Genomic DNA, 13,710 nt, shown 5'->3' with positions numbered 1-13,710 from the left:
GGTTTGTCTTTGATAGAAATATCAACAATATTAAAACTAGCATTATTTAAAATGCACAACGGGTTTTGAATTATTAATGTTTATGATATAAATACCACTTTTAAAAGTTCTCGTATCTACTACCTCTGATTTGGAACTGATAGTTTTAGACCACAAATTAACTCCATTGAGAGCATATATTTTAATACTTTTTTCTTCGTGAGTTTTAAAATTTAGATGTAGAAAATCAGAAGTGGGATTGGGAAAAAATGTGATATCATCTTCAATTACTTTTTCAACACTTAATACGCTTTCAGTTATAGGGTTATAACCATTTCCTGACATTATAAACATATAAATAGCTCTTAGTGTGGCTCCAAAATATGCAGATGTAGATTGATTTTTTGTTTCTGTATACCCATTATTGACAAAACTTTGATCTGTTGATGACATCGCAGCCGTTGCATATGCACCTGTAAAGGTAGGGTCTTTATAACCTGTATTTTCTGGAACACCCAATTGACTGTATCCTGGATAAATTTGATTAAAACCGCCTTGATTATTTACAAAACCATTGCACAAATTCAAATAATCTAGAGCTTTAGTATTTCCATACCAAATGTAATCTACCGCTATTCGCCAAGGTGTTCTTGCGGCATCATAATAATATGATTTTCCTTTGTTATGCGCCCAATCCACTTGAGTAGAATAGTCTCCATCTGCTTCACACCAATCCGAAACCAAATTATAAACTGCGTTATTTTTACTAAGATTTGCATTAATAATATCATAACTTTTATTTGCTACTGCAGTCCAGAATGTTTCATCATTGGTATACTCTCCAAAAGCCCTAAAATATCCAGTAGCAAAATAAGATGGATTAGTATTATTACTTCCTCCCCAGGCATCACCTGGCTTTAACACATTTGTTCCAGATTCTACCTCGTGAGCCTTTATTTTACTTATTAATACTTCAGCATCACTTTTGTAGTTTATAGCACCTGTATTTCCCCATTTTTTATCAGCTATCATGAGCGCCAATGCGGCATCTAACTCTGCATCCGAAGCACCGTTTTGCCCAATTACAGTTGTACATCCATTAATTTTCCAGTTCATTACGCCGTTTGCATTAGAAAAGTCTTTATAATACAACCATAAACCATCAAAAAGTTCCTTATCGTTTGCATAAGCAGATAGTAGCATCCCATAAGCAACACCTTCGGATACGGTTTCAGAAGGAGTATCAAATTTTATTCTATATCTGTCATCGACACAAGTGGTTGCAAATGTATTACGCCATGAAACATATACATTATAGACATCATTTGACTGAACATTTGTAGGCTTTATGCCATAAGGGTAATCTCTATTTAAGAAATCGACATTGGATATTTGCGCAATACAAAAGCGTGTAGTTAAAAATAGTAGAAACAATAAAGTAGGAAATTTTATCATGACTTGCGTTTTATTTTCCTAATATACGACACCCAATACTTATGAAGACCATCACTACTATTACTTTTCGATAAACTACATGTTTTTTTTAGGATAAACTATTAAATACCGCTTATAAAACTGCCGTATGGATCCTTGAACTGGATACCTTGCTTAAAGCGGTTTTTGCTCAGTTGTTTGTATTCTGCTAGAGCCCATAACACAAATTCCTTTACGAAGTAACTTTCTTCTTTTCGCAAGTTTGGCTGGTAAGCCCCTAATAAATCATCCAAAGGCGAAACACCGTCCAACAAGGATTGGTATTCCTTATCCCTCAAATCATCTAAAAGTTCGAAGCCATCCTTTTGATTAAAAAACCAGGATACAATATCGTCATAGGGTGTTTCCTCATCCTGCTTTTTAAGTTTTTCAATTTTAGGGAAAAACTCTTCGAAAAGACTCTTTACCGCCTCTCCAATTAAATTATATGCAACCACGGCCGCACCCTCCTGCTCTCCTTCATACACCAGTTCAACTTTTCCTGTGATAGAGGGAATTACTCCCATAAAATCACTTAAACGGACCATGGTATTATTATCTCCGGCCAACAATACCCTGCGCTCGGCAGTGCTCAATAAATTCTCGTATGCCGTAATACTTAAACGGGCACTTACTCCACTTTTCGCATCTATGTATTCGCTTTCCCTGGCCTCAAAAACGATTTGCTCCAATAGGTCTTTTGCCAAACTTGGCACTAAAATATGTTCCTTTTGACTTTCCACCACTTTGGCTTCTTGAGCAGTGATAGTTCGGGCAGTTTCGATATCTTCAGGATAATGCGTTAAAATTTGAGACCCAATTCTATCTTTTAAGGGGGTGACAATACTACCTCTATTGGTATAATCTTCGGGATTTGCCGTAAACAAAAACTGAATATCCAAAGGCAACCTCACTTTAAACCCACGAATTTGAATATCCCCTTCCTGCAAAATATTAAATAGTGCTACTTGAATCCTAGCCTGTAAATCTGGTAATTCGTTAATCACAAAAATACAGCGATTGGCCCGTGGAATCATGCCGTAATGAATGACACGGTCATCTGCATAGCTCAATTTCAAGTTGGCCGCCTTGATGGGATCCACATCGCCTATAATGTCAGCAACCGTAACATCAGGCGTTGCTAATTTTTCTGCAAACCGTTCACTTCTGTGTAACCACGAAATTGGGGTATCATCACCCCTTTCTTTAATCATTTCAATGGCATATCTCGAAATCGGATTGAATGGATCATCATTAATTTCTGAACCTTCAATCACAGGAATGAATTCGTCCAATAAATTCAACATCAAACGCGCTAAGCGTGTTTTGGCCTGTCCTCGTAATCCCAAAAGGTTAATGTTATGTCGGGATAAAATGGCACGTTCCAATTCAGGAATCACAGTGTTTTCGTATCCATGTACGCCTTCAAAAGTGGTTTCCTTGTTCTTAATTTTATAAATGAGATTGTCCCTTAATTCATCTTTAATGGATTTGGATTGGTATCCAGTATTCTTTAGTTCACCTAGTGTTTTTATGTTTTTCATTGACTTTTCTAATCTTTTGTTTTATTCTTAGGGATTTTTATAACCCTCCGAATTCCAATTCTCAAGGAATTGGAATCCACCTCCCTTTCAAAAAGGGAAGAACTTGATATAATTATATTTTTGCTGATTTGAATATCCTATCAATTTATTTGTTATCCACAGGCTCTCCTCTTAAATTTAAGAGGAGAATGAATTCTGATTTTCCAAAAGAAAATCAGAAGAAAGAGGAGTTTTATTTAAAATTACTTTGAATTTCCATAAAAACTGAAGCCAAATTCTCAAATACCAATTTGTTTTCAAATCTAATTACAGTATACCCCAATTCCTCTAAATCCTTTGTTCTTTTCTCATCATTTTCTTGAGCTAAAGCATTATTATGGACTTCGCCATCCAATTCTATTATTAACTTTTCCTTGGCACAATAAAAGTCGACAATATAATTCTTAATGCTGTGTTGCCTATTGAATCGTCTTCCATTAAACTGTCTTGCTTTCAAATGTTTCCATAAATATGCTTCTGCAGGTGTTAAGGATTTTCTTAATTCTGCACGTTTCTCTTTTAAATGTTTTAATGTGTGTATTTTTTGCTTCATCTTATTCTAAATTTTTAACCCTCCGAATTCCGATTCTTATGGAATCGGAACCCACCTCCCTTTTTAAAAGGGAGGAACCACTGTTGCGTGCTTACTCAGCGCTTTATTACTAATTTTTTTCTCCTGTTGAGTATTCCTCCCCAATGGGGAGGTTAGGAGGGGCTTTTCATCCCCTAATTCTCTTTTTCCGATTCGTTTCATAATCCTCAAAAATCATTTCTCCTAAACCTTTCAATCCGGTATAAAATGCTTTGCCTTGATTGGCATAGGTAAACTCCCGTACAAATTGCATCAGATAGCTATCCTTTGCAATCATAAATGTGGTGATGGGAATATGCAATCGTCTTGCTTGTTGCGCCATCATATAGCATTTATTGATAATGTGAGAGTCCAGCCCCATGCTATTTTTATAATACTGTCCGTCAGGCAAGCGCAAACAACTGGGTTTGCCATCGGTTATCATAAAGATTTGTTTGTTTGTATTTCTCTTTCGTCTTAGCAAATCCATGGCCAATTGCAAGCCTGCAACAGTATTAGTATGGTACGGCCCGACCTTTAAATAGGGCAAGTCCTTAATTTCTATTCGCCACGCATCATTTCCAAAAACGATGATATCCAATGTGTCTTTCGGGTATCGGGTGGTGATCAACTCCGCCAAAGCCATGGCCACTTTTTTGGCAGGTGTGATGCGGTCTTCACCATACAAAATCATACTATGGCTGATATCAATCATCAGCACCGTACTCATTTGGGACTTGTGCAAAGTTTCTTCAACTACCAAATCATCTTCCGATAGGGTAAAATCCGAAATCCCATGATTGACCTGGGCATTTTTTAAGCTTTCTGTCATTGAAACCTTATCCAATGCATCGCCAAATTGATAGGCCCTAAAATCACCTGTGTGCTCATCCCCTATTCCCGGGCTTTTACTTTTATGATTGCCCTGTCCGCTTCTTTTAATCTTCCCGAAAATATGATCCAACGCTTGTTGACGGATGGCGCGTTCGGTTTTGGCCGTTATCGTCAAACCACTTCCGTTACCATCTGGGTCTATTTCTTCGCGCAAATAGCCTTTCTTTTTTAGGTCTTCTATAAAATCTTCAATGGTATAATCCGGTGTGGTGAGTTTGTATTCCTTATCTAATTCTCGCAACCAATCAATGGCCTCGTCAAAATCACCTGAGGTGTACGTTATCAATTCCTTGAAAATATCGAAAAGCTTTTCAAATGGAGATTGATAGGGCGCTTCGTAAGTCTTAAAAACGAAGCCGGTTCTTAAAACACGGGATGTATTCATAGCTCCATAAAAATACTACATTTTTATAGAACACGAATGATCTCTTAATTAGATTTATCTATTCTTTAACAAGAAAATTGAATAGGCACTATTCCACTCTTCTAAGCGCATTGATGTCCTCTATCTTGATAAATTTTCCAATGGTAGAAATCATGCCCTCTTTTTTAAATTGTGAAAGCACCCTAATAGCAGACTCGGTAGCAGTGCCTACAATATTGGCATAATCTTCACGTGACAACAAAATGCTTAAAGTACCATCGGGATTTACCCCAAAACTTTCGTGGATATAGATTAATGTTTCTGCCAAACGCTGACGTACCGATTTTTGAGCCATATTGACGATAATATCATCTGCCTCACGTAAATCATTGGCCATATCCTTTAGCATATCAAACGAAAACTTTGGGTTTTTTTGAAGGTCAGAAATAATTTCGCTCCGCGGAATAAAACAAACTTCCATATCGTTAAGCGCCGTTGCCTGAAGATTTGCACTTTGATTGCTCACCAAAGAGCGTTGCCCAATCAATTGGCCTTTCACCACCATTTTAACGATTTGGTCCTTGCCGTTTTCGCTTAATTTAGACAATTTACAGATACCATCCTTGACGCAATACACACCATTTATCGTATCACCTTCCTCAAAAATGACTTCGCCTTTTTTTATAATTTTTGAAGTTTTACACGCCGAAATTCTCACTAACTCATCCTTAGTCAGCGATTTGAGCGCATTAAATTGTTTAATAATGCATTGTTCGCATTTGCTCATACCTATCAATTTGTTTGATGTGTAAAAATAAATAAAACATGACAGATATCATATTTATTTTTTGGCTAACTTGTAACCTTTGCACACAGGTAAATGAGCAAATAATATGGAACATTCTACATGTTTCCACTGTGGTCTGGACGCCACATCTTCCAAAATTGTATTCGACGACAAATCATTTTGTTGCAACGGCTGTAAAACCGTGTACGAGATATTTTCTGCAAACGATTTAACCTGCTATTACGATTTAGAGAACGCTCCGGGTGCAACTCCAAAAGAAATTGAGGGTAAATACAACTTTTTGGACAACGAGAAGATTGTAGAAAGTTTGTTGGAGTTTAATGACGACAAAACGCAAATCGTAACCCTTTATATTCCACATGTCCATTGCAGTTCCTGTATTTGGATTTTAGAAAATTTGAACAAGTTGAATCCGTCGGTGAGTTCATCCATCGTGAATTTTGGAAAGAAAACCGTTCGAGTTAATTATAACACCGAAGACTTTTCACTAAAAGATTTAGTGCGATTGTTAAGTAGCATTGGCTACGAACCCTTTATAAGTTTGGACGATTACAGTGTCGGCAAAAAGAATGTGGACCGTTCCTTGATTTACAAATTGGGCATTGCTGGGTTCGCCTTTGGCAACATCATGTTTTTGTCCTTTCCCGAGTATTTTGAAGTGGGCGAGTATTGGTTGGAACAATTTAAACACACCTTCAGGTGGTTGATGTTTACCTTTTCGCTTCCGGTGGTGTTTTATTGCTCGCAGGACTATTTTATTTCTGCCTACAAAGGCTTAACATCCAAACTTTTAAATATTGATGTGCCCATTGCTTTGGGGATAACCGTGTTGTTTTTACGAAGTACTGCTGAAATCGTTTTTGATATCGGGACGGGCTTTTTTGACAGCTTATCTGGTTTGGTATTCTTTTTATTACTTGGTAAATTCTTCCAACAGAAAACCTATAATTTCTTATCGTTTGAACGGGATTATAAGTCCTATTTTCCTATCGGAATTACGAAGATTTTGAATGACGGTTCCGAGGAATCCATTCAGGTTTACGACATTAAAAAAGGCGATAGGTTATTGATTCGAAATGAAGAATTAATTCCCGTAGATTGTATTTTGATTAATGGGAATGCCCGTATTGATTACAGTTTTGTGACCGGGGAATCGGATGCGGTTTCAAAACAATCCGGGGATAAATTATTTGCAGGTGGCAAACAAACCGAAGGCAGTATTGAAGTGGATGTTTTAAAAACCGTAGAGCAAAGTTATCTGACCCAATTGTGGAGCAACGATGTGTTCAATAAAAACAAAGAGGACAGCTTTACGAATCTCACCAATAGAATCAGCAAACATTTTACACTGGCCGTACTCAGTATTGCCATAATTGCAACGAGTTATTGGCTTCTTGTGGACTCATCCAAAGCCTTAAATGTGTTTACCGCGGTGTTGATTATTGCATGTCCTTGCGCTATTGCATTGGCCTCCCCTTTTACCTTTGGTAACTTGTTGCGCATTTTTGGCAAGTTGAAATTCTACGCCAAAAATGCTTCGGTGATTGAACAATTAGCTTCGATTGACACCATTATATTTGATAAAACCGGAACGATTACTGCCAATAAAGAATCTTCAATTTCCTATGAAGGTGAGACGCTTTCAGATACTGAAGAAATCTTGTTGAAGAGTTCCTTGCGAAATTCGAACCATCCTTTGAGCCGCTCACTGTATAGCCTTTTGGAAGACAATGATATATTGACTTTGGATAATTATGAAGAACACGTCGGGAAGGGAATCACGGCAAAACACAAGGACGATTTTATTAAAATTGGTTCGGCGCCTTTTGTGGGCCACCAAACGGATGCGGTGACATTAAACACAGCCGTTCACGTCAGTACCAACAACCACTATAAAGGCAAGTTTACCTTTTATAATAAGTACAGAAAAGGCCTGTCTAAATTATTCAACAGACTTAAAAAAGACTATGATTTGGTGATTCTTTCGGGCGACAATGCTGGAGAACGGGAAAATTTAACCAAGCTTTTACCGGCCAAAACCAAATTGTTTTTTAATCAAACCCCCGAGGATAAATTGGAGTATATCAAGCATCACCAAAATTCAGGTGCCAAAGTTTTGATGATTGGTGACGGGTTGAACGATGCTGGAGCATTGGCGCAAAGCGATGTTGGCATTGCCATTTCGGAGGATGTGAATGTGTTTTCACCTGCTTGTGATGCGATTTTGGATGCAGGCAAATTTAATATGCTGTATAGATTTATCAAAGCCTCAAAATCGGCCATCACTATTATTAAATGGAGTTTTGCGCTGTCGTTTATTTACAATGTTATCGGATTGTATTTTGCGGTTACAGGACAATTAGCTCCTGTGGTTGCGGCGATTTTAATGCCCTTGAGTTCGATAAGTATTGTGGCGTTTACGACGGTTTGTACAAGGCCCCTCCTAGCCTCCCCGAAGGGGAGGAAAACTCAAACTCAAAAACCAAAAGAATGTAAACAGGTGATGGGCTCCTCCCTTTTATAAAGGGAGGTGGGTTTTTCCAAAAGAAAAACTCGGAGGGTTAAACACTTTTGCAAATGACGCGTGGGTTGGCAAATGGCACGGAATATGGCAGATTTGCCCGCGTTAGGGATTGAACGGCATGTTTGAAATCCCCGACGCAGGAGGGATTGAGTAGTGAAAGCCCGACCCCGCTTCGAGAGCCTCAGCGACCGAACGGGGTAACGCCCAAAAAATGGAATGAAACATGACAATTGTCATCTTTTGAATAGAACCTAAAAAGTATTTTTGAACCGTAACTTCAATTAGGTATGAGTGTTATATATGTTTTGCTTGCAGTAAGCATTATTGTGGCTGTTGCATTTTTTGTGGCATTTGTTGTTGCCGTAAAAAAGGGTCAGTTTGACGATAGCTACACCCCGTCTGTCCGCATGTTATTCGAGGACGAATTAATCAAAGATAAAACCGATAAAACGATACTAACCAAGAAAGATTAATAACTATAATTATGGAAATGCAACAATTTCATTACGATAATAAAATCGTTACTAAGTTCCTTTATGCCACCATTGTTTTTGGGGTTGTAGGAATGGTGGTAGGTTTACTGCTTGCCTTTATGTTTTTATTCCCGAATTTGACCGATGGCATCTCGTGGTTGAGTTTTGGCCGTTTGCGACCTTTGCACACCAATGCGGTGATTTTTGCCTTTGTGGGGAATGCCATGTTTGCGGGGGTATATTATTCGCTGCAGCGCCTGTTGAAAACGAGGATGGCGAGCGACCTTTTGAGCAACATCAACTTTTGGGGATGGCAATTGATAATTGTCGCGGCAGCAATTACCCTGCCTTTGGGGATTACCACTTCCAAAGAATATGCCGAGCTGGAATGGCCAATTGATATTGCCATTGCTCTGGTTTGGGTGGTTTTTGGGGTGAATATGATTTGGACGATTTTAAAACGTCGCCAACGCCATTTGTATGTGGCCATTTGGTTCTACATCGCTACCGTGGTTACCGTTGCAGTCCTCCATATTTTTAATAGTTTAGAATTACCTGTAAGTGGACTGAAAAGTTACTCAGTGTATGCTGGTGTGCAGGATGCCCTGGTGCAATGGTGGTACGGACATAATGCGGTAGCATTCTTCCTGACTACTCCTTTCTTGGGACTGATGTACTACTTTATTCCGAAGGCGGCGAATAGACCAGTGTATTCTTATAGATTGTCAATCATCCACTTTTGGTCTTTGATTTTTATCTATATCTGGGCTGGCCCGCACCACTTGTTATATACGGCTTTACCTGATTGGGCGCAAAATCTCGGGGTGACGTTCTCAGTGATGTTATTAATGCCATCGTGGGGTGGTATGATTAACGGACTATTGACCTTACGTGGAGCTTGGGACAAAGTACGCACCGACCCTGTATTAAAATTTATGGTTGTGGCGATAACAGGCTATGGTATGGCTACTTTTGAAGGGCCTACCCTTTCGCTTAAAAATGTAAACGCTATTGCCCACTTTACTGATTGGATTATTGCCCACGTACACGTTGGCGCCTTGGCATGGAACGGTTTTATGGCCTTTGGTATGATTTATTACCTGATTCCACGCTTGTTTAAAACCAAGTTGCATTCCTTACCACTGGCTAATCTGCATTTCTGGTTGGGTACTTTAGGTATTATTATTTATGCCTTGCCGATGTATGTTGCTGGATTTACACAAGCTAGTATGTGGAAGCAGTTTAATCCAGATGGGACACTAGTTTACGGTAACTTCTTGGAAACCGTAACTGAAATCATCCCAATGTACTGGATGCGTGCTATTGGCGGTACCTTGTACATCGTTGGGATGCTGATACTTGTGTACAATGTAATTGCTACTGTAAGAAGTGGCAGCAAAGTTGAAGATGAATTGGCCGAAGCCCCTGCTTTGGAGCGTGTAACCAAAAAGCGTACTGCTAGTGAAGGTTGGCACACGTGGCTGGAAAGACGCCCAATTCAATTGACCTTATTGGCTACTGTGGCGATTTTGATTGGTGGTATTATTCAGATTGTACCGACCATTATGGTGAAATCCAATATCCCAACTATTGCAAGCGTCAAGCCCTATACACCTTTGGAATTAGAGGGTAGAGATATTTACATCCGCGAAGGTTGTGTGGGTTGTCACTCGCAAATGATACGTCCTTTTAGAAGTGAAGTAGAACGCTATGGCGAATATTCCAAAGCTGGGGAATATGTGTACGACCATCCATTCCTTTGGGGCAGTAAACGTACCGGTCCGGACTTACACCGTTTGGGTGGGAAGTACTCTGATAACTGGCATTTCAACCACATGTACGATCCGCAAAGTACCTCATCTGGTTCTATTATGCCGCGTTACCAATGGCTGATAAAGAACGAATTGGACAAATCGCAAACCGAGGCCAAAATGAAAACTATGGTATCGTTAGGTGTACCGTATTCAGATGAAGAGATTGCCAACGCACAACAAAGTATGACAGCGCAGGGCACTCAAATAGAGCAAAACCTGTATAGCGACCCTGATTTTGCGAAAACTTATGAAGCGGATAAAAAATATGCTTCCGAAAACGGAGAGGCATTCGTAGAAATGAAGAACCGCGAGATTGTGGCACTTATCGCTTATTTACAGCGATTGGGTACCGACATTAAAGTTGAAACGGCACAGAATTAACCCTCAAAATAGAGCATCATGTTAAAATTTGTAAAAAACCATATGGAGAGCATCACGGGGATAGAAATCTATCCTATCATTTCGCTACTCATCTTTTTCATCTTTTTTGTGGCCTTATTTTGGTGGGTCGTTTCCGCTAAAAAAGACTATATCAAAAAAGTAAGCAATATTCCTTTAGACAACCAAAACAACGACATATTATGAAACCGACTATTCGAAATTCAAATCTGGACTCGATTTACCTAGGAGGTTACATTTGTCCATTAAAAAACAATAAAACAACTATCAAATGAAAAATTTAGTTCCATCCTGGATTCGCGTTCCTGTAGTTTTCCTGATTATTTTCGGAGCAGTAGAATTCTTTGTAGATTCCGGTGAAAAGCCCGCCTTTATCGAATATCCGGCAGTGCTATTGTTTCTCTTGCTGGTATTGTTGATTCTTATTGCCATCGAAGCTATTGTAGGGGCGTTGGAAAACGTCATGCTCCACAAATTGGACGAAGAGGCCAAAGCTAAGTTTTTGGCAGAAAAGGAAAAGTCGTTTGAGTTTAAATGGTTAAAAGAGACCTACATAAAACTGTTAGGGCAAAAGCCTCTTGAGGAAGAAGGTGAAATTATTTTAGACCATAACTATGACGGCATCAAAGAGCTGGACAACAATTTACCGCCTTGGTGGGTGTATGGCTTTTATGCTACCATCATCTTTGCCGGAATTTATCTAGTCCGCTATCACATTTTTGATGGCGATACGCAACTTGATGAATTGGAAACCGAATTGGCCGAAGCTAGAATTGCCATTGAAGAGTACAAAAAGACTGCTAAGGATTTGGTAGATATCAATACGGTTACTATGTTGACCGAAGCTTCCGACCTTAAGGCTGGTCAGGCCATTTTTGAAACCAACTGTGTGGCTTGTCATAAAGCTGACGGTGGTGGAGGTATCGGTCCAAATTTAACCGATAAGCATTGGATTCTTGGTGGCGGTATTAAAAATGTATTTAGAACCGTTTCCGAAGGTGGTCGAGATGGAAAAGGGATGATTGCTTGGAAGCAGAACTTAAAACCATCTGAGATTGCTCAGGTTGCGAGCTATGTGTTGACCTTCCAGGGGACTACACCGGCAGAACCCAAAGCTCCGGAAGGTGATATTTGGGTAGATGAAAGTGCTCCGGCCGAAGCCGTTGAAGCGGTATCTGATGCAGTTCAATAATTACTGTGAAAAACTAAAGATTTCAAGTACAACATATCAAACTAAACTAAACACTTGAACTCAGACCTCACAGGTTTTCGCTTCGACTGCGCTCAGCGCAAGTGAAACCTGTGAGGTCTTTAAAAAGAAATCTCAAATCATATAACTACAAGGTTTTGGAAACCTTGCAGGATAAGTAAAAAAAGTGGACACCCCAGAAAACGAAATATTTAGAGATAGCATCGCTACCGTTAATGAACAGGGGAAACGCGCTTGGGTGTACCCCAAAAAACCTAACGGGAAATTTTATGAGTACAGAAAGTATGTGAGCTACTTTTTACTGGCTTTCCTTTTTCTTTCACCATTCATAAAAATTGGCGGTAATCAGTTTTTGATGTTCAATGTAATGGAACGCCGATTCAATATTTTCGGATTTCCGTTTTGGCCACAGGATTTCCATCTGTTTGTGTTTTCGATGATTATTGGGGTGGTATTTATCACCTTATTTACAGTGGCCTTCGGACGGATTTTCTGTGGATGGATTTGTCCGCAGACCATTTTTATGGAAATGGTATTCCGAAGGATTGAGTATTGGATTGAAGGCGATAGAAACAAGCAACGCAAAATGGACAGACAGAAATGGGATGCTGAAAAAATCAGAAAGCGAATACTAAAATGGTTTATCTTTTTGGTGATTTCCTTTTTGATTGCAAACGTATTTTTGGCGTATTTAATCGGTAGTGACGAATTATTCAGATACATCATTGATGGGCCAACAGCTCATATGGGAACCTTAATTCCTTTGGTGATTTTTACGGGAGTGTTCTATTTTGTGTTTGCCTGGTTTCGGGAGCAGGTTTGTGTCATTGCTTGTCCGTATGGGAGATTGCAAGGGGTGCTATTGGACACCAAATCCATTGTTGTAGCCTACGACCATAAACGTGGTGAAGGGGAAAGCGGACGGAAAAAGTTTAGAAAAAATGAAGACCGTCACGCTTTGGGTCACGGTGATTGCATCGACTGTTTGCAATGCGTACATGTTTGCCCAACGGGTATTGACATCAGAAATGGTACGCAATTGGAGTGCATCAACTGTACGGCGTGTATTGATGAGTGCGACCATATTATGGAAAGCATCAATCTGCCCAAAGGATTGATACGCTATGCGAGCGAGGAAAATATTGAGAAGAAGGCCAAGTTTAAGTTGACCGCCAGAATGAAAGGCTACATGGGGGTACTGACTATTATGGTAGGTGTGCTGATTGGTATGTTGTTTTTGCGGAATGATGTGGAAGCCAATGTGCTACGATTGCCCGGACAGCTTTACGAGCACAAGGAAGGCAACATCATCAGCAATGTGTTTACCTATAAATTGGTAAACAAAACTACGGAGGATATTGCCGATGTGAGTTTGAAGTTGCTATCGCATAAAGGGGAATTGAAATTGGTGTCCACAAGTGATGAATTTGTTGTACCAAAACAGGGGATTGCAGAAGGGACTTTGTTTATTGAGATTGACAATTCGGCATTGACCGGAGATAGAAATAAAATTAAAATTGGCGTGTTTAAGGGCGATGAAATGATAGAAACGACCACTGCTAATTTCTTGGGGCCGAGGAGTTATCGGTAATTTCAGTTTTCAGTCACAGTCGCAGTT

The 13,710-nt window shown here is 39.4% G+C and carries 11 protein-coding genes; 6 read left to right on the top strand and 5 right to left on the bottom strand.

Going from position 1 to position 13,710, the window contains the following annotated elements; genetic code table 11:
- Positions 1–42: 42 nt before the first annotated feature.
- The 5 genes from ACFSR8_RS11460 to ACFSR8_RS11440 form a co-directional block, all read right to left on the bottom strand.
- The gene (locus tag ACFSR8_RS11460) at positions 43–1,434 is read right to left on the bottom strand and encodes a glycosyl hydrolase family 8 (RefSeq protein ID WP_380292142.1); all 1,392 of its coding nucleotides are present in this window, start codon (positions 1,432–1,434) and stop codon (positions 43–45) included.
- 101 nt (positions 1,435–1,535) lie between these two features.
- A complete protein-coding gene (locus ACFSR8_RS11455; RefSeq protein ID WP_380292140.1) occupies positions 1,536–2,996 on the bottom strand; it encodes a magnesium chelatase in 1,461 nt (486 codons plus the stop codon).
- 232 nt (positions 2,997–3,228) lie between these two features.
- A complete protein-coding gene (locus tag ACFSR8_RS11450; protein WP_380292138.1) occupies positions 3,229–3,588 on the bottom strand; it encodes an endonuclease domain-containing protein in 360 nt (119 codons plus the stop codon).
- A 166-nt stretch (positions 3,589–3,754) separates the two neighbouring features.
- Positions 3,755–4,885, bottom strand: coding sequence for a vWA domain-containing protein (locus tag ACFSR8_RS11445; RefSeq protein WP_380292136.1), 1,131 nt, complete (start codon positions 4,883–4,885; stop codon positions 3,755–3,757).
- Positions 4,886–4,973: 88 nt separating this feature from the next.
- Positions 4,974–5,651, bottom strand: a complete 678-nt coding sequence (locus ACFSR8_RS11440; protein WP_380292134.1) for a Crp/Fnr family transcriptional regulator — start codon at positions 5,649–5,651, stop codon at positions 4,974–4,976.
- A gap of 106 nt (positions 5,652–5,757) precedes the next feature.
- Between ACFSR8_RS11440 and ACFSR8_RS11435 the strand changes: the two genes are divergently transcribed.
- From ACFSR8_RS11435 to ccoG, 6 genes are all read left to right on the top strand, one after another.
- Positions 5,758–8,196 (top strand): heavy metal translocating P-type ATPase, encoded by a 2,439-nt coding sequence (locus ACFSR8_RS11435; RefSeq protein WP_380292132.1) that lies wholly within the window; start codon positions 5,758–5,760, stop codon positions 8,194–8,196.
- Positions 8,197–8,483: 287 nt separating this feature from the next.
- Entirely contained in the window at positions 8,484–8,669 is a 186-nt protein-coding gene (gene ccoS, locus ACFSR8_RS11430) for a cbb3-type cytochrome oxidase assembly protein CcoS (protein ID WP_186563149.1), read from the top strand.
- Between the two features lie 11 nt (positions 8,670–8,680).
- Entirely contained in the window at positions 8,681–10,864 is a 2,184-nt protein-coding gene (gene ccoN / locus ACFSR8_RS11425) for a cytochrome-c oxidase, cbb3-type subunit I (RefSeq protein WP_380292130.1), read from the top strand.
- A gap of 18 nt (positions 10,865–10,882) precedes the next feature.
- Complete coding sequence (locus ACFSR8_RS11420; RefSeq protein ID WP_186563153.1) at positions 10,883–11,068, top strand: CcoQ/FixQ family Cbb3-type cytochrome c oxidase assembly chaperone; 186 nt, start codon at positions 10,883–10,885, stop codon at positions 11,066–11,068.
- Positions 11,069–11,153: 85 nt separating this feature from the next.
- A complete protein-coding gene (locus ACFSR8_RS11415) occupies positions 11,154–12,074 on the top strand; it encodes a cbb3-type cytochrome c oxidase N-terminal domain-containing protein (RefSeq protein WP_380292127.1) in 921 nt (306 codons plus the stop codon).
- 184 nt (positions 12,075–12,258) lie between these two features.
- Positions 12,259–13,683 carry a cytochrome c oxidase accessory protein CcoG gene (gene ccoG, locus ACFSR8_RS11410; protein WP_380292125.1) on the top strand — a complete coding sequence of 475 codons (1,425 nt, stop codon included), beginning with the start codon at positions 12,259–12,261 and terminating at the stop codon, positions 13,681–13,683.
- The last annotated feature ends 27 nt before the right edge of the window (positions 13,684–13,710 follow it).

Origin of the sequence: Hyunsoonleella rubra, assembly GCF_042684665.1 — a bacterium.
GTDB classification, from domain to species: Bacteria; Bacteroidota; Bacteroidia; order Flavobacteriales; family Flavobacteriaceae; genus Jejuia; species Jejuia rubra.
This window is presented reverse-complemented; position numbering and strand designations above follow the sequence as displayed.

Excerpts from the sequence above, each read along its gene's own strand:
- ACFSR8_RS11460 (WP_380292142.1), bottom strand. The coding sequence starts at position 1,434 with ATGATAAAATTTCCTACTTTATTGTTTCTACTATTTTTAACTACACGC.
- ACFSR8_RS11455 (WP_380292140.1), bottom strand. The coding sequence starts at position 2,996 with ATGAAAAACATAAAAACACTAGGTGAACTAAAGAATACTGGATACCAA.
- ACFSR8_RS11450 (WP_380292138.1), bottom strand. The coding sequence starts at position 3,588 with ATGAAGCAAAAAATACACACATTAAAACATTTAAAAGAGAAACGTGCA.
- ACFSR8_RS11445 (WP_380292136.1), bottom strand. The coding sequence starts at position 4,885 with ATGAATACATCCCGTGTTTTAAGAACCGGCTTCGTTTTTAAGACTTAC.
- ACFSR8_RS11440 (WP_380292134.1), bottom strand. The coding sequence starts at position 5,651 with ATGAGCAAATGCGAACAATGCATTATTAAACAATTTAATGCGCTCAAA.
- ACFSR8_RS11435 (WP_380292132.1), top strand. The coding sequence starts at position 5,758 with ATGGAACATTCTACATGTTTCCACTGTGGTCTGGACGCCACATCTTCC.
- ccoS (WP_186563149.1), top strand. The coding sequence starts at position 8,484 with ATGAGTGTTATATATGTTTTGCTTGCAGTAAGCATTATTGTGGCTGTT.
- ccoN (WP_380292130.1), top strand. The coding sequence starts at position 8,681 with ATGGAAATGCAACAATTTCATTACGATAATAAAATCGTTACTAAGTTC.
- ACFSR8_RS11420 (WP_186563153.1), top strand. The coding sequence starts at position 10,883 with ATGTTAAAATTTGTAAAAAACCATATGGAGAGCATCACGGGGATAGAA.
- ACFSR8_RS11415 (WP_380292127.1), top strand. The coding sequence starts at position 11,154 with ATGAAAAATTTAGTTCCATCCTGGATTCGCGTTCCTGTAGTTTTCCTG.